At 61.0% G+C, this 14,728-nt stretch carries 17 protein-coding genes; 10 read left to right on the top strand and 7 right to left on the bottom strand.

The genetic code is table 11. From position 1 onward, the window contains the following. Positions 1 to 14 precede the first annotated feature (14 nt). A complete protein-coding gene (locus tag KEC16_RS18035; RefSeq protein WP_211551549.1) occupies positions 15 to 557 on the top strand; it encodes a hypothetical protein in 543 nt (180 codons plus the stop codon). Positions 558 to 581: 24 nt separating this feature from the next. Here KEC16_RS18035 and rho read toward each other — a convergent pair whose 3' ends face one another. The 4 genes from rho to hemE all read right to left on the bottom strand — a co-directional run bounded on the left by rho (position 582) and on the right by hemE (position 4,506). Next, positions 582 to 1,838, bottom strand: coding sequence for a transcription termination factor Rho (gene rho, locus KEC16_RS18030; protein WP_211551547.1), 1,257 nt, complete (start codon positions 1,836 to 1,838; stop codon positions 582 to 584). A gap of 203 nt (positions 1,839 to 2,041) precedes the next feature. Continuing rightward, the gene (gene hemJ, locus KEC16_RS18025) at positions 2,042 to 2,476 is read right to left on the bottom strand and encodes a protoporphyrinogen oxidase HemJ (RefSeq protein WP_211551545.1); all 435 of its coding nucleotides are present in this window, start codon (positions 2,474 to 2,476) and stop codon (positions 2,042 to 2,044) included. Beyond that, on the bottom strand, positions 2,473 to 3,465 hold the full coding sequence (gene hemH, locus KEC16_RS18020; protein ID WP_211551543.1) for a ferrochelatase: 993 nt from the start codon (positions 3,463 to 3,465) through the stop codon (positions 2,473 to 2,475). Before hemH ends, hemJ begins: the two co-directional genes overlap by 4 nt. Before the next feature lie 3 nt (positions 3,466 to 3,468). Further along, complete coding sequence (gene hemE / locus KEC16_RS18015; RefSeq protein WP_211551541.1) at positions 3,469 to 4,506, bottom strand: uroporphyrinogen decarboxylase; 1,038 nt, start codon at positions 4,504 to 4,506, stop codon at positions 3,469 to 3,471. Between the two features lie 412 nt (positions 4,507 to 4,918). On the opposite strand from hemE, the gene KEC16_RS18010 reads away from it, so the two are divergent. Genes KEC16_RS18010 through dnaQ form a run of 5 tightly spaced genes read left to right on the top strand, consistent with a single transcriptional unit; the run spans position 4,919 to position 8,510 of the window. Beyond that, on the top strand, positions 4,919 to 5,746 hold the full coding sequence (locus KEC16_RS18010) for a pyruvate, water dikinase regulatory protein (RefSeq protein ID WP_211551539.1): 828 nt from the start codon (positions 4,919 to 4,921) through the stop codon (positions 5,744 to 5,746). Then, positions 5,743 to 6,333, top strand: a complete 591-nt coding sequence (locus KEC16_RS18005; RefSeq protein WP_211551537.1) for a Maf family protein — start codon at positions 5,743 to 5,745, stop codon at positions 6,331 to 6,333. Before KEC16_RS18010 ends, KEC16_RS18005 begins: the two co-directional genes overlap by 4 nt. Further along, positions 6,330 to 7,169 (top strand): shikimate dehydrogenase, encoded by an 840-nt coding sequence (locus KEC16_RS18000; RefSeq protein ID WP_211551535.1) that lies wholly within the window; start codon positions 6,330 to 6,332, stop codon positions 7,167 to 7,169. Before KEC16_RS18005 ends, KEC16_RS18000 begins: the two co-directional genes overlap by 4 nt. Further along, positions 7,166 to 7,822: a dephospho-CoA kinase gene (coaE, locus tag KEC16_RS17995; protein ID WP_211551533.1), complete on the top strand. Its 657-nt coding sequence runs from the start codon at positions 7,166 to 7,168 to the stop codon at positions 7,820 to 7,822. Before KEC16_RS18000 ends, coaE begins: the two co-directional genes overlap by 4 nt. Further along, positions 7,815 to 8,510, top strand: coding sequence for a DNA polymerase III subunit epsilon (gene dnaQ / locus KEC16_RS17990; RefSeq protein ID WP_211551531.1), 696 nt, complete (start codon positions 7,815 to 7,817; stop codon positions 8,508 to 8,510). The genes coaE and dnaQ overlap by 8 nt, the downstream gene beginning before the upstream one ends. Here dnaQ and KEC16_RS17985 read toward each other — a convergent pair. The 3 genes from KEC16_RS17985 to KEC16_RS17975 are packed head-to-tail and all read right to left on the bottom strand — an operon-like array spanning position 8,507 to position 11,460. Next, a complete protein-coding gene (locus tag KEC16_RS17985) occupies positions 8,507 to 9,778 on the bottom strand; it encodes an HlyC/CorC family transporter (RefSeq protein WP_211551600.1) in 1,272 nt (423 codons plus the stop codon). The genes dnaQ and KEC16_RS17985 overlap by 4 nt on opposite strands. A gap of 3 nt (positions 9,779 to 9,781) precedes the next feature. Beyond that, a complete protein-coding gene (gene aroB, locus KEC16_RS17980) occupies positions 9,782 to 10,888 on the bottom strand; it encodes a 3-dehydroquinate synthase (RefSeq protein ID WP_211551529.1) in 1,107 nt (368 codons plus the stop codon). Further along, positions 10,885 to 11,460: a shikimate kinase gene (locus KEC16_RS17975; protein WP_211551527.1), complete on the bottom strand. Its 576-nt coding sequence runs from the start codon at positions 11,458 to 11,460 to the stop codon at positions 10,885 to 10,887. The genes aroB and KEC16_RS17975 overlap by 4 nt, the downstream gene beginning before the upstream one ends. A gap of 149 nt (positions 11,461 to 11,609) precedes the next feature. Here KEC16_RS17975 and KEC16_RS17970 point away from each other — a divergent pair, with 149 nt between their 5' ends. From KEC16_RS17970 to KEC16_RS17955, 4 genes are read left to right on the top strand one after another with little or no spacing between them, the layout of a single operon-like run. Further along, positions 11,610 to 11,750, top strand: coding sequence for a hypothetical protein (locus tag KEC16_RS17970; RefSeq protein WP_211551525.1), 141 nt, complete (start codon positions 11,610 to 11,612; stop codon positions 11,748 to 11,750). Next, on the top strand, positions 11,731 to 13,458 hold the full coding sequence (locus KEC16_RS17965) for an antifreeze protein (protein ID WP_211551523.1): 1,728 nt from the start codon (positions 11,731 to 11,733) through the stop codon (positions 13,456 to 13,458). Before KEC16_RS17970 ends, KEC16_RS17965 begins: the two co-directional genes overlap by 20 nt. Continuing rightward, entirely contained in the window at positions 13,448 to 14,368 is a 921-nt protein-coding gene (locus KEC16_RS17960) for a site-specific tyrosine recombinase XerD (RefSeq protein ID WP_211551521.1), read from the top strand. Before KEC16_RS17965 ends, KEC16_RS17960 begins: the two co-directional genes overlap by 11 nt. A 47-nt stretch (positions 14,369 to 14,415) precedes the next feature. Continuing rightward, positions 14,416 to 14,655 carry a DUF1178 family protein gene (locus KEC16_RS17955; protein WP_211551519.1) on the top strand — a complete coding sequence of 80 codons (240 nt, stop codon included), beginning with the start codon at positions 14,416 to 14,418 and terminating at the stop codon, positions 14,653 to 14,655. Positions 14,656 to 14,728 lie beyond the last annotated feature (73 nt).

Here is a 14,728-nt window from a genome sequence, read left to right as displayed (position 1 = left end):
TGATGGAGGAAGGCATGACCAAGGGCGAACGCACCCGGTTGGTATGGACGGTCAGCATCGGCAGTCTGTTGTGGATGGTGGCGGCGGCGATTGTCTTATTCGGCGTGATGGATGCCGAAGTGACCAATCATAGCTCGGCCGTGGTTAAAGACCGCATGGCGGCCGAGTGTTTGGGCACCTTCAAGGATCGCTATGATTGCAAGGAAGCAATCATCGTTCAAAGCGGCCGCGATACCTTTTGGAGCATGTCCTGGCGGTTCCTGACGGTGATCGTGCCGGCCCTGACAGCCAGCTTTTGGCTGTCATCCTATCTGCGGAAGCATCCGGTGCAATTGGTCGAGCATCGGCAGGCGGACGATAACGGTGATTGGAAAAGCCGAGCCAAGTTCCATACCCAGGTGCAATCGCCGCAACAAGCCGCCGAAGATCTGCATGTGGAAGACGTCCCCGCTTCCAGCCATGGCGCCAAACATCTGATTGATGAAATCGCCCCGGTGGACGATTGGAAAAGCCGGGCGCAAAACCAAATTTCCAAAGCAAAACGCCCCGACCAATGATCGGGGCGCTTTTTTCGGATCTTATCAGGAATTCATCGCGTCGAAGAAATCCGAGTTGTTCTTCGAGTGCTTGAGCTTGTCCACCAGGAATTCCATGGCGTCGGTGACGCCCATGGGCATCAGGATACGACGCAGCACCCACATCTTTGACAGCTGCCCCTTGTCGACCAGCAATTCTTCCTTACGGGTGCCCGACTTGGTGATGTCGATGGCCGGGAAGGTCCGCTTGTCCGACAATTTGCGGTCAAGGATGATTTCCGAGTTACCGGTACCCTTGAATTCTTCGAAGATGACCTCGTCCATGCGCGAACCGGTGTCGATCAGGGCGGTGGCGATGATCGACAACGAGCCCCCTTCCTCGATATTGCGGGCGGCACCGAAGAAACGCTTGGGCCGCTGCAAGGCGTTGGCGTCAACACCGCCGGTCAACACCTTGCCCGAGCTGGGAACGACGGTGTTATAGGCGCGAGCCAGACGGGTGATCGAATCCAGCAAGATGACCACGTCACGCTTGTGTTCAACCAGACGCTTGGCCTTTTCCAGCACCATTTCGGTCACCTGGACGTGACGCACCGCCGGCTCGTCGAAAGTCGAGGAAATGACTTCGCCCTTAACCGAGCGAGCCATGTCGGTGACTTCTTCCGGCCGTTCATCGATCAGCAGGACGATCAGGTAAACTTCCGGGTGATTGGCGGCGATGGCGTGGGCCATGTTCTGCAACATCACCGTCTTACCGGTGCGCGGCGGCGCCACGATCAAGGCGCGCTGGCCCTTGCCGATGGGGGCGACCAGATCGATCACCCGAGTGGTCAGATCCTTCTTGGTCGGATCATCCACTTCCAGGCGCAGCTTTTCATTGGGATAAAGCGGCGTCAGATTATCGAAATTAATGCGATGACGGACGTTTTCCGGCGGCTCGAAATTAATCGCGTTGACCTTGAGCAGGGCGAAATATCGTTCCCCGTCCTTGGGCGAGCGGATCTGACCTTCGACCGTATCGCCGGTACGCAAGCCGAAACGGCGAACCTGGCTGGGGCTGACATAGATGTCATCGGGACCGGGAAGGTAATTCGCTTCGGGGCTGCGCAGAAAACCGAAACCGTCTTGCAAAACCTCAAGAACACCTTGTCCATAAATGGGGGTGTCGTTGTCTGCCAACTGCTTGAGAATTGCGAACATCATATCTTGCTTGCGCAAGGTACTGGCGTTCTCGATTTGCAACTCTTCGGCAAAAGCCAAAAGCTCGGCTGGCGTTTTGTTCTTGAGTTCCTGAAGATGCATGGGGATGTCCATATGAAGGGCTATTCGCCACAGGCCACCAACGGGCGGTCCTTCGAGGAAAATCTCGACGCGGAATGATCCGACGGAACAGGGCGAATATATTTTTGGGATGTCGGGCTTCGGGCGGCCCTTAAGGATGGTGCCAGCTTTAGCCAAACATTCCGGTCATGTCAAACGCCAATTCATCGAGCCCCGGCGAATAGTCAAAACGGTTTGACCACGACCAAAAGAACGATGCCGATCATCAGCAAGGTCGGCACCTCGTTGGCGATACGATAGAATTTTTGCGGCCGGGTATTGCGATCGGCGGCGAAGTCATTTTTCCAGCGCATCATGAAAACGTGGCTGATGGTCATCAAGATCACCAAGGTGAATTTGGCATGAAACCAAGCGTCTTGGAACAAACCGCCGATAATGGCCAGCCACAGGCCCAAACCCCAGGCGACGATGGCCGCCGGCGTCATGATCGCCTTAAGCAGCCGGCGTTCCATCACCTTGAATTTTTCCGATGTTTCCGAACCCGGCGCCACTTCGCAGTGATAAACGAACAGGCGCGGCAGATAGAGCAATCCCGCCATCCACGAAATCACGGCGATAACGTGAACCGCCTTGATCCACAAATAAGCTTCACCGCTCATATTCCCTCCGCCTGACAACAGATTTTACCGCAGGCCTTGCCGCGCAAAGCCGTCGGATCGGCAACCAATTCGGCCAAGCCTTTGATGAATTCAGGATGAGAACTCACCGCCGGGGCGCGGAAATAAGCGGGAATGCCTAATTTTTCCGCCACATGGCGATATTCGATGTCCAGTTCCACCAAGGTCTCGGAATGTTCGGAAACAAAGGCCACCGGCGTGACCACCACCGGCACGTTGTCGCGGCTGGCGCGTTCCAATTCGGCTTCGGTGCTCGGACCAATCCATTTGGCCGGACCAACCCGGCTTTGATAGCAAATCGCCCAGTCCAATTGGGCGATGCCAAGCTCATCCACCACCGCTTTGGCGGTCTGTTCGACCTGAAGTTGATAAGGATCGCCCTTATCAATGATGCTTTGCGGCAGACCATGGGCGGAAAACAACAGACGCGGCGTGCCGAAAGCAATCGCCTTGTCCCATTCGCGTCGCAGATTTTCCGCCATGGCCCGAATCAAGCCTGGTTGCACGGGATAGCAACAAACCGTCAGGCTTTCCTCAAAACTGGCACCGGCCAATTGATGCCATTGCTTCAAGGATGAACCACTGGTGGTGGTGGAAAATTGCGGATAAAGCGGCAGCAGGATTACCCGCTGTGCCCCCCATTGCTTGGCTTCGGCCAAGGCCTGGGCGGCAAAGGGGTGCCAATAGCGCATGGCGACAATGACCTTGAAATCCTTGCCAAGCAAATCTTGCAAGGCCTTGGCCTGATCCTCGGTTTGTTCCAATAACGGTGATTTCCCCCCCAATTGCCCATAGATGTCGCGGGCGATAGGGGCACGTTTGCCGGAAATATACTTGGCGAGCAACCAGCGAATCGGCTGTGGCGCGCCGATGATCGCCTTGTCATTGAACAAATTGAACAGGAATGGTTTGACCGCGTCCAGACTATCGGGACCACCCAGATTGAACAAAATGACGGCACTCTTGGTCATCTTTTAGCCTTTGAATGCTTTGATTCGTTCGGCCAGACGGGCGACGTTTTCCGGCGGCGTCGGCGGGATGATGCCGTGTCCAAGATTGAAAATGAACGGTCCCTTGGCCAAGGCCTTGAGGACTCGATCAATGCCGGCATCCAGGGCTTCGTCCCCGGCCACCAGCAAAATCGGATCAAGATTGCCCTGGACCGTGCATTTTGGTTGGAGAACGCGGGCGGCCCAGTCCAGCGGAACCGAGGAATCCAGACTGACACCGTCAACCTTGGTCTCGGTGACATAGGCTTCGTACAAAATACCGGCCCCGCGGGGAAAGCCGATGACCGGGACACCGGGGCGTTCGCAATGAATGCGTTCGACCAATTGACGGGCCGGTTCGATCACCCAGCGGCGGAATTCGGTTTCCGGCAAAGCCCCGGCCCAGGTGTCGAAAATCTGAATGGCTTCGGCCCCGGCGTCAATCTGCTGGATCAGATATTGCCCGGTGGCCTCGATCAGCAAATTCATCAGCCGGGCAAAAGTCTCGGGTTCGGACCACATCAGGCGCTTGGCGTTGGCGAAATCCTTCGAGCCAGAGCCTTCGATCATGTAGGTGGCCACCGTCCATGGCGCTCCGGCGAAACCGATCAGCGCGGTGGTGGCGGGAATTGCCTTGGAAAGCCCGGAAACAGTGGCATAGACCGGAGCCATGCGTTGGTGCAGACCCGAGAGGTCAAGACCATCCACATCCCTTGCTGAGCGAATCGGCGCGAGAACCGGACCTTCGCCTTCCTTGAACGCGACATGTTGCCCCAAACCGTCGGGGACCACCAAAATGTCGGAAAACAAGATGGCGGCATCGAAACCGAAGCGCCGTAACGGCTGCAAGGTGACTTCGACGGCCAGTTCCGGGTTGTAGCACAGGTCAAGGAAGGATCCGGCCTGGGTCCGGGTTGCCCGGTATTCCGGCAGATAGCGGCCAGCTTGGCGCATCAACCAGAACGGTGGCGGGATGATGGTTTCGCCGGCAAGAGCGCGCAAAAAGGGCTTGGTCGAGGTCACGGGCTTTGGTCCTTCGCATTGCTGACCTGGGGTGTGTTCTACAAGTTTTGAATCTTAAGGGAAAGGTTGCTGAGGTTGTTGGTCCTGTGGATATCGGGGATGCGAGTCCATCCACAGGCTTTACACAGAATGACCCACGGCCGGGGATGATTTTGGTCAGGCCTGGGGAAAAAATGGCGCAAACAACCGTAAGCCGTTGCTTTTTATAGACGGTTTTCGCCGTCGTAAAAGCGTGGATAACGGGGGAAAGCGGGTGAAGCCGAGCGTGATTCACGCTATTGTCGCGGAACCGCCTTGTTTTTTTCCCCTCCGGGTCGAAAGCGGGGCGGAATCGGTATCAGTGGGGGGCGAATCAGACCCCCTGTTGGTAACTCGCGACTTATCCCCACTCTTCGACGTGATTCACAGGCTCATGGATTCTTTGCATCTTCATCTGGTTTCCGACGCCACCGGCGAAACCGTCACGTCGGTGGTGCGCGCCTGCATGGTGCAGTTCGAGGGCATTCACGCCAATCAGCACAATTGGTGGCTGGTCCGTTCGCAAGGCCAGGTGGAACGGGTGATCGCCGGGATCGAGGCCAATCCCGGCATTGTCCTTTGCACCTTGGTCGATGTCGCCGTGCGTGGTGTTCTGGAAGAAGCCTGCCGCCATATGCGGGTGCCGTTCATTCCGGTGCTTGATCCGGTAATGGGGGCGTTGGCCGGCTATTTGAACGCCGAAAGCCACGCGACGCCGGGTCGGCAATATCAGATGGACGCCGAATATTTCGCCCGCATCGACGCCATGCAATTCACCTTGGCCCATGATGACGGCCAATTGATGGACCATGTGGAAGACGCCGATATCGTCGTCGTCGGCGTATCGCGGACGTCGAAGACGCCGACGTGCATGTATTTGGCCAATCGCGGGATGAAATGCGCCAATTATCCCTTGGTTCCCGGCGTGCCGTTGCCGAAATCCTTGGAAAATGTTCGCACGCCGCTGGTTGTCGGTTTGACCAAGGATCCGAAAAGCCTGTCCGATATCCGCCGGGCGCGCCTGCGCTTCCTTAATCATGACGAGGAATCGGAATACGCCCAATTCGAAAAGGTGCGTGACGAAGTCGCCAGCGCCCGCAAGCTGTTCACCCGCCATGGCTGGCCGGTGGTCGATGTCACCCGCCGGTCGATCGAGGAAGCTTCGGCCACCATCATGCAATTATACGGTCAACATAAGGCCAAGCAGGACGGCAAGGCATGATCGTCTTGGCTTCGGGCTCGGCCACTCGCCGCGCCGTGCTGGCGGCGGCCGGGGTGGAGTTTCAGGTTCACGCCCTGCCGGTGGATGAAGAGGGCATCAAGCAGGCGTTGCGCCTGGAAACCGATCATCCCGCCCGCGTGGCGGAAACCCTGGCGGAAATGAAGGCGATGCGGGTGTCGGCCAAGCATCCGGGGATGATCGTCATCGGCGCCGACCAGATGCTCGATTGCGATGGCGCCTGGTTCGACAAACCCGCCGATGCCGAGGCGGCGGCGGCACAATTGCGGGCCTTGCGCGGCAAGACCCATCGGCTGACCTCGGCGGTGGTGGCGGTGCGCGACGGCCGCCGGCTGTGGCATCATACCGATAGCGCCAAACTGACCATGCGGCGGTTTTCTGACGATTTCCTTGGCGAATACCTGACGCGGGCCGGTGACGGGGTGCTGACTTCGGTCGGAGCCTATCAATTGGAAGGGGTGGGGGCGCAATTGTTCATGCTGGTCGAGGGCGACCATTTCACCATTTTGGGTCTGCCGTTGCTGCCTTTGCTGGATTTTTTGCGCGAAAACGGGGAACTGATCCCATGATCTTGTCAGGCAAAGCCAAATTAGCCGGGGTTTTGGGTTGGCCGGTCGGTCATTCGCGTTCGCCGCGCCTGCATGGCTATTGGTTGGATAAATTGGGAATCGACGGCGCCTATGTGCCGTTGGCGGTGCAGCCGGAAGATTTCGCAGCGGTGTTTCGCGCCTTGCCCAAGATGGGTTTCGTCGGTGCCAACGTCACCGTGCCGCACAAGGAGGAGGCCTTACGGCTGGTCGGCGACAACGTCGAGCCGCTGGCCCGGCGCATCGGCGCCGTCAACACCTTGGTGGTCGAGCCCGATGGCGCCATTCGGGGACTTAACACCGATGCTTTCGGTTTCATGCAGAACTTGCTGGAAACCCACCCCGCCTCCCTTGGCTATCTCAACCGCCCGGCGGTGGTGCTGGGGGCCGGCGGGGCTGCCCGCGCCGTGGTCGCCGCTTTGGTCGATGCCGGGGTGCCGCAGGTGCGGTTGGTTAATCGCAATCCCCAGCGGGCGGAAAAATTGGCCGCCGATATCGGCGGCCCGATCACGGTGCAGAGCTGGGACCGGCTTGATCTGGAGGGTGGCGGTCTGCTGGTCAACACCACCTCGCTGGGCATGACCGGCCAGCCGCCATTGGATATCGACCTTGCCGCCCTGCCCCTGGACGCGATCGTCAACGATATCGTCTATGCGCCGCTGATGACTGACTTGCTGGTGCGGGCGCAGGGGCGCGGCAATCCGGTGGTTGATGGTCTGGGCATGCTGCTGTGGCAGGCGGTTCGCGGTTTCACCTTGTGGTTCGGACAACAGCCGGAAGTGACGGCCGAAATGCGCGATTTCGTCCTCTCGTCATGAAGATCTTGGGGCTCACCGGCTCGATCGGCATGGGCAAAAGCACCGCCGCCGCCATGGTGCGGCGGCTGGGGTGGCCGGTGCATGACGCCGATGCCACGGTTCACCGGCTCATGGCCGCCGACGGCAAGGCGGTGCCGGCCATCGCCGCCGCCTTTGCCGGCGTGGTGGTCGAAGGGAGGGTGAACCGGAACGCGTTGGGGCAGCGGGTGTTTGGCGATCCGGCGGCGCTGCGCCGGCTGGAAGCCATCTTGCATCCGCTGGTGCGGGGCGAGGAAAGCGCCTTTTTACGGGCTCAGGCCCGCTCTCGGCGCAAGCTGGTGGTGTTGGACATTCCGTTGCTGTTCGAAACCGGTGGCGATCGGCGTTGCGACGCGGTGGCGGTGGTGTCGTGCGCGGCTTTTCTACAGGCGCAGCGGGTGCTGGCGCGCCCAGGGATGAATCCGGCGCGGCTGCGCGCCATTCGTGCCCAGCAGATGGCCGATGAGCAAAAGCGCCGCCGCGCCGATTTCGTTATTTTCAGCGGCGCCGGCCGCGCCCCGGCTTTGCGCCGATTGCGCCGCGCCATCGCCCTTTTGTTGGCTCAATCCGGCTCAGGCGCTTGGCCGCCTCGCTTATCTCCAAAATTCTCTCGCCCAAGGCAGGGTCATGCGTGAAATCGTTCTTGATACCGAAACCACCGGCTTTGATCCGCTGACCGGCCATCGCATCGTTGAAATCGGCTGCGTTGAGCTGTTCAACCATTTGCCCACCGGCAAGGTCTATCACCAATACCTCAATCCCGAACGCGACATGCCGGAAGAGGCGTTCAAGGTGCATGGCCTGTCGGCGCAATTTTTGTCGGACAAGCCGGTTTTCGCTGAAATCGTCGCCGATTTCATGGAGTTCCTCGGCGATTCCATCTTGGTCATCCATAACGCCGAATTCGACATGCGCTTTATCAATGCCGAATTGAACCGTCTGGGTTTTCCGCCCTTACCCATGAGCCGGTCCATCGACACCGTGGCCATGGCGCGCAAGAAATTCCCTGGCGCCCAGGCCAATCTGGATGCGCTGTGCCGCCGCTTCGAAATCGACAATACCCACCGTTCGTTCCACGGCGCCTTGCTCGATTCGGAATTGCTGGCCGAGGTCTATCTGCAATTGATCGGCGGCCGCCAGCCCGGTTTCGAGTTGGGCCTGAGCGGCACCAACAGCCGCGGTCAAAGCGGCGCGGTGGTCGAGCGGAAATTGCGCGCCCCTCGTCCCCATGCGGTGAACGCCGAAGAATTAGAGGCGCATGCGGCCTTTGTCGGGAAACTGAAAAAGCCGATCTGGCTGCGCGAACCGGACGCGGAAGGTTAAGCTTCGCCGCCATTGGGCGGCATCACCCGGATGGTGGTGATCTGGTTGCGGTGACGGCGCACCACTTCGAAGCGGAAGCCATAAAAGCGGAACACTTGGCCGGCATTGGGGATTTGCCGGCTTTCGTGCAGCAACAGGCCGGCAATGGTGGTGGCTTCGTCATCGGGCAGACGCCATTCGAATTGGCGGTTCAGGTCGCGGATGGTCACCGACCCGTCAACGACGAAAGAGCCGTCGGTCTGGGGGCGGACGCCGGCAACGGTGACATCGTGCTCGTCGGCGATATCGCCGACGATTTCTTCCAAAATATCTTCCAGCGTCACTACCCCCATCAGGGCGCCGTATTCATCGACCACCAGGGCGAAATGTTCACGCCGGGCGCGGAACGCCTGAAGCTGCTCCAAAAGCGTGCTCGAATCGGGAATGAACCAGGGATCGGCGGCCAGCTCGGCCACGTCCAGCTTGTCCACTTCGCCGGCCAAGGCGCGAACGGCGCGCAGGACATCCTTGGCGTGGACGACGCCGATGATGTTGTCGTGGTCGTTGCGCCACAGCGGAATGCGGGTATAGGGGCTGCTGAGGATCTGATCGACGATTTCGGCCGGCGGCAAATCGGCGTCGATGGTGATGGTCGATTTGCGATGGGTCATCACCTCGCCGACCTCGACATCGCCCAATTCCAGAATCGAGCGCAGCATGCGCCGTTCTTCCTTGACCTCGTCCTGAGTGGCATGGACCTCGATGGCCCCGCGCAATTCCATCATGGCGTTTTCGATCGAGGCCTCGGTGGCGTATTTGGCCCGGAACAGGCGGAAAAACAATCGGGTGGCCAGCTCGATGGCTTTGACCGCCGGGGCCAGGACCTTGGTTATCACGCTGACCGGCCCCGACACGAACAGGGCGACTTTGTTGGCGTTATAGATGGCGTAGGTCTTGGGCAGGACCTCGCCAAACATGACCACGATCACAGTCATGCCGGCGGTGGCATAGACGATTCCGGCCTCGCCGAACAACGTCATCATGGCGCTGGTGGCCAGGGACGAGGCCAAGATGTTGACCAGATTGTTGCCCAACAACAAGGCGCCGATCAGGCGGTCGCGGGCGGCGATCAAACGGTTGACGCGGCCGGCCTGGCGGTGGCCGTCCAGTTCCATCTGATGCATGGCCGGACGTGACACCGCCGTCAGCGCCGTTTCCGACCCTGAAAAGAATGCCGAGACGATCAGCAACAAGAAGATCACCAGCAATGTCAGGGTCGGGACATCCATCATTTAAGCTCCGATGAACTCTGACAGCATGTCATGCACCGCCTGTTCCGGCACATCCGGGGTCAAGAAGCTTTTGCCGATGCCATGGGCAAGGACAAAGGTGATCTTGCCATCCTTGACCTTTTTATCGCCGGCCATGTGCTGAACCAGCCTTTGCACGTCCCAGTGACGTTGCTTGGACAGCCGGACCGGCAGGCCCAGGCGATCAAGATGGGTTTCCAGCCGGATGACGTCGGCGGCCGGAGCCAGTCCCATGCGGGCCGACAGGCGGAAAGCCATGATCATGCCAAGGGCGACGGCTTCGCCGTGCAAAATCTCGTCGCCATAACCGGTTTCCGCTTCCAGCGCATGGCCGAAGGTGTGACCCAAATTCAGCAAGGCGCGGATACCGCCTTCGCGCTCATCGGCGGCGACGATGCGGGCCTTGGCCCGGCAGGAAATGGCCACCGCGTAGCGGCGGGCGGTGATGTCGCCGTCGATGACCTTGTCGCCATTGGCTTCCAGCCAGGTGAAGAAATCGGCATCGTCGATACAGCCATATTTGATCACTTCGGCATAACCGGCCAGAACCTGACGGCGCGGCAGGCTGTCCAGCACCGAGATATCGGCCAGCACCAGACGGGGCTGATGGAAGGCGCCAACCAGATTCTTGCCCTTCTTGGTGTTGATGCCGGTCTTGCCGCCGACCGAGGAATCGACCTGGGCCAGCAAGGTGGTGGGGATTTGGACGAAATCGACGCCGCGCTGCAAAATGGCGGCGGCGAAACCGGTCAGGTCGCCGACGACGCCGCCGCCCAGGGCTACGATCATGGTCGAGCGTTCGCAGCGGGCGTCGAGCATGGAATCGACCAGGGCTTCCAGATGGGCGAAATCCTTGCTGTATTCGCCATGGCTGATTTCGGTGTGGTCATGGCTGATGCCGGCCTTGTCGAGCGAGGTCAGGACCCGTTCCAGATAAAACGGGCCGACCTGATCGTCGGTGACGACGAAGGCGCGCTTGCCGCGCATCACCGGCGCCATCAGCGCCCCGGTCTGGTCCAGCAGGCCGGAGCCGATCAAGATATCGTATCCGCGTTCCCCCAGTTCCATGTGCAGGCGATCGATGCTCATAGGCGGCACTCCAGTTCCTGGCAGATCTTGGCGACGGTGACTTCCGGTGGTTCATCGGTGGAATCGACGATGATGTCGGCTTCGGCGTAAATGGGATAACGGGCATCGATCAGCCGCGACAGAATTTCGCGGGGATCGCCGGTTTTCAGCAGCGGGCGGTGGTCGCGGCCCGAGGTGCGCTTGACCAGCAGATCCAGATCGGCGCGGATCCATACCGACAATGCCGATTGCTTGATGCGGGCGCGGGTTTCGGGGTCGATAAAGGCGCCGCCGCCGGTGGCCAGGATGCAGGGATCGCCTTCCATCAGCCGGGCGATGACCTTGCGTTCGCCGTCGCGAAAGGCGGCTTCGCCGTGGCGGGCGAAATAATCGCTGATCGAACAGCCGGCGGCGGTTTCGAATTCGATGTCGGAATCGATGAAACTTAAATCCAGGCGTGCCGCCAGCCGGCGGCCGACGCAGGACTTACCCGCCCCCATCAGTCCGACCAGAACGATGGTCCGATCCAATCGATCCGCCAGCCGTGATTGATCCGCGGGGGCGACGCCGATACACTGCCCCTGTTTCGCCATGGTCGATCCTTACGCTCCGGTTGCGCGCCGCGACGGCGCGTCTAAAGGGAAGGTCCGTTGGTGGACCGCCCCGCATGTGTCCGCTCGTGACTTTTATCCGCCCCTAATCGGGCCTGTCCAGAAATCAAACGCAAGGTTGGTCGCGCTCCATGGGAAAGATTGCCGGTATTTTGCTTATCGTGGTGCTGCTGGTCCTGGTGGGCGGCGGTGTCTTCTTGGCTTCGTTCGACCTTCCGGCGCCGACGGCGCGTGTGGAAAAGGTGATCCCCGATGACCACCTGCCGAAATAACGCCATGGGTTTGCGGATTGTTTCGCTGGCGGCGCTGTTGATGGCCGCCCCTGCCGCCTGGGCGCAGCAACCGTTGCCGCTGACCCAGCCCTTCGACCCGGAAACCATGGAACAGGCCGATCCGCCGGCCTATGAAAATGTCGGCCGGATTGGCGTTGACGCGCTCAAAGCCCCCAATCCCGAGGCGGCCGGCACCATGGACGTCAATCAAGGCGGTTTTTCCGCCGCCTTGTGGAACGGCACCAGCGCCGAAGTCGCCCGTGCCCTGATCCCCCGCCTGCCCGGCGCCAGCGCTTCGCTGTCGATGCGGTCGCTGGAACGGCGTCTGTTGCTGACGGCGGCGCCGCCGCCCGAGGGCACCAAGCCGGAAACCCGGCCATCCATGGTCGAATTGCGGGCGGAACGGCTGTTGGCCCTGGGCGATTTGGACGGCGTCATCGGCCTGACCAACGCCGCGCCGGCTTCGGTGGAAGGGACGATCGCCGCCAAGGTGCAGCGTGACGCCAATCTGCTGGCCGGTCGCACCCAGGAAGCCTGCGCCCACATACAGCCCGGCGCCGACCCGGAAATCGCCCGGCTGACGACATTTTGCCATCTGATCAGCGGTCGTCGCCTGGAAGGCAATCTGGCCCTTGATCTGCTGCGCGAACGCAAGGCGGCGGATAATGGCTTCATCGCCGCCGCCGAGGTTTTGGCCGGCTTGCCGCCTCTGCCCAATGCCAAGATCGAGATCACCGAATTGACGCCGCTGCATGTGGCCCTGTTCGCCGCCGCCAAGATGGCCTTGCCGGAAGAGGCGGTGGCCAATGCGCCGGCCGTGGTCGCCCGCGCCATTGCCACCAACGACGCCATTCCGATGGATCAGCGGGTTGCCGCCGCCGAACGGGCCGAGGCGGTGGGGCTGATGAGCGCCGATGATCTGCGCAAGCTGTATCTGGCCCTGACCTTCGCCCCCGACGAAATGTCGTCGCCGATGGATCGTGCCGCCAGCGCCGGCAATCATGGCCGGGCGTTGTTGTACCGGGCCGCCTTTGATCAACCCGATGAGCTGCTGAAGGCCCGCTTCGCCGCCCGCGCCATCGAGCTGGCGGTATCGCGCAATCGTGTTGCCGGCACCGCCCGGGTCTTTGAGGCCTTGATCGCCGCCATTCGTCCCGATGCGGTGTTGTCGCGGGAAGCGGCTTTTTTCGCCCGCGCCTTTTATGCCTTGGGCCGGCCGGAAGCGGCGGCCAAGTGGTTGGACATCGCCAAGGCTGACCCGCAGGCGTTGCGTGAAACGCAAAAAGTGTGGCCGCTGACCGCCATCGGCGAATTCGGTCCGGGACAGACGGTGTCCTTGGCCGGCTTGGCCGGTTGGCGCGCTTCGTTGCAGGGGCTGCCCGCCGATTTGGCGGCGCGCCGCAACGGCATTGTTTTGGGCGTTCTTGCCGGTCTTGGCGCCAAGGTGCCGGACAGCGCCTGGCTTGAAGCCTTGTCCTTGCCGAACAGTGGCCCCAATCCGGCTTTGTTCGCGCTGATGCAAGGGGCCGCCCTTGATGCCCGTCTGGGCGGAACCATCATTTCCGCCCTGGCCAGCATGGGCGAAGTGCCGTTGGACCGTATCGACCCCATGACCCTGTCCGAGGTGTTGAGCGCCTTCGCCGTGGTTGGGCTGGCCGAGGACGGGCGGGCCTTGGCGGTGGAAGCCTTGCTCGCCAATGGCATCTGAGCGGCACAAGGAAGCCTTTTTGGAAATGATGGCGGTGGAACGTGCCGCCGCCATCAATACCTTGGATGCCTATCGCCGCGATCTCGATGATCTTGATGGTTTCTTGATCCGGCGCCAGGGCACGCCGCTGACCGCCAAACCCGCCGATCTGGCCGCCTATATGCGGGCCTTGGCCGATGCCGGCATGGCGGCGCGCACCCAAGCCCGCCGGCTGTCCTGCTTGCGTCAGTTTTATGCCTTTGTCTTTGCCGAGGGCTGGCGCGCCGATGACCCGACCTCGCGCTTGGATGCCCCCCGGCTGGGCCGGCCATTACCGAAATATCTGTCGGAAGCCGAGGTCGATGGCCTGTTGGTCGCCGCCCGTCATTTGCCCGATCATCAGGCGCCGCAAATGACGGCGCTGCTGGAATTGCTCTATGCCACCGGCCTGCGGGTGTCCGAACTGGTCGGCCTGCCCTATTCCGCCCTCGCCCGCGATCCGGCGCTGCTGGTGGTGCGCGGCAAGGGCGACAAGGAACGCATGGTGCCGCTATCCGATCCGGCCCGCGCGGCGGTGCGGGCATGGCTGCCCATCCGCCAAGAGCTGTTGGGCAAGAAAAAGGCGTCGCGCTGGCTGTTTCCGGGGACGGGAAAAAGCGGTCACCTGACCCGCGCCGGTTTCGCCCGCGCCCTGTTGAGGATCGGTCTGTTGGCGGGCATCGATCCGCGCCGGCTGTCGCCGCATGTCTTGCGTCATGCCTTCGCCACCCATTTACTGGCGCATGGCGCCGATCTGCGGGTGGTGCAGGAAATGCTTGGCCATGCCGACATCGCCACCACCGAGATCTACACCCATGTGCTGGAAGAGCCCAAGGCCCGGCTGGTCAATCAGCATCACCCGCTGGCGGGATTGCTGAAACCGAAAAGCTGATTGTGCTATAAGCCGGCAAAGTCATCTTGTTCACGGATTACCGACCCATGATCCTTTATACCCTGCGCTGCGCCCACGATCACCATTTCGAACATTGGTTCGACAATTCCGGCGATTACGACACCAAAAAGGCGGAGGGGGCGCTGGTTTGCCCGCAATGTGGCGACACCGTGGTGGAAAAAGCGATCATGGCCCCCAATGTCGGCAAATCATCGTCGACGCCCGCCCCTGCTCCGGCCTGCACCCCCATGGGCTGCGGCGGCTGCCAATTCGCCGGCCAGCATTAACAGGGTGCGGAAAAAGGCGTGTTCGCGCCCCCTTTCCCCGTCGGTCCGAAGCGTTCAGCGGCGTCGACGAGGG

The organism is Magnetospirillum sulfuroxidans (assembly GCF_018224925.1).
Lineage (GTDB): Bacteria > Pseudomonadota > Alphaproteobacteria > Rhodospirillales > Magnetospirillaceae > Magnetospirillum > Magnetospirillum sulfuroxidans.
This window is presented reverse-complemented; position numbering and strand designations above follow the sequence as displayed.

Bases quoted from the DNA above. Each gene is read 5' to 3' on its own strand.
- KEC16_RS17975 (WP_211551527.1), bottom strand. From the start codon at position 11,460: ATGGCGAAACAGGGGCAGTGTATCGGCGTCGCCCCCGCGGATCAATCA.
- KEC16_RS18010 (WP_211551539.1), top strand. From the start codon at position 4,919: ATGGATTCTTTGCATCTTCATCTGGTTTCCGACGCCACCGGCGAAACC.
- KEC16_RS18035 (WP_211551549.1), top strand. From the start codon at position 15: ATGACCAAGGGCGAACGCACCCGGTTGGTATGGACGGTCAGCATCGGC.
- coaE (WP_211551533.1), top strand. From the start codon at position 7,166: ATGAAGATCTTGGGGCTCACCGGCTCGATCGGCATGGGCAAAAGCACC.
- KEC16_RS18005 (WP_211551537.1), top strand. From the start codon at position 5,743: ATGATCGTCTTGGCTTCGGGCTCGGCCACTCGCCGCGCCGTGCTGGCG.
- KEC16_RS17965 (WP_211551523.1), top strand. From the start codon at position 11,731: ATGACCACCTGCCGAAATAACGCCATGGGTTTGCGGATTGTTTCGCTG.
- KEC16_RS17985 (WP_211551600.1), bottom strand. From the start codon at position 9,778: ATGGATGTCCCGACCCTGACATTGCTGGTGATCTTCTTGTTGCTGATC.
- KEC16_RS18000 (WP_211551535.1), top strand. From the start codon at position 6,330: ATGATCTTGTCAGGCAAAGCCAAATTAGCCGGGGTTTTGGGTTGGCCG.
- KEC16_RS17970 (WP_211551525.1), top strand. From the start codon at position 11,610: ATGGGAAAGATTGCCGGTATTTTGCTTATCGTGGTGCTGCTGGTCCTG.
- hemH (WP_211551543.1), bottom strand. From the start codon at position 3,465: ATGACCAAGAGTGCCGTCATTTTGTTCAATCTGGGTGGTCCCGATAGT.
- dnaQ (WP_211551531.1), top strand. From the start codon at position 7,815: ATGCGTGAAATCGTTCTTGATACCGAAACCACCGGCTTTGATCCGCTG.
- KEC16_RS17960 (WP_211551521.1), top strand. From the start codon at position 13,448: ATGGCATCTGAGCGGCACAAGGAAGCCTTTTTGGAAATGATGGCGGTG.
- hemJ (WP_211551545.1), bottom strand. From the start codon at position 2,476: ATGAGCGGTGAAGCTTATTTGTGGATCAAGGCGGTTCACGTTATCGCC.
- aroB (WP_211551529.1), bottom strand. From the start codon at position 10,888: ATGAGCATCGATCGCCTGCACATGGAACTGGGGGAACGCGGATACGAT.
- KEC16_RS17955 (WP_211551519.1), top strand. From the start codon at position 14,416: ATGATCCTTTATACCCTGCGCTGCGCCCACGATCACCATTTCGAACAT.
- rho (WP_211551547.1), bottom strand. From the start codon at position 1,838: ATGCATCTTCAGGAACTCAAGAACAAAACGCCAGCCGAGCTTTTGGCT.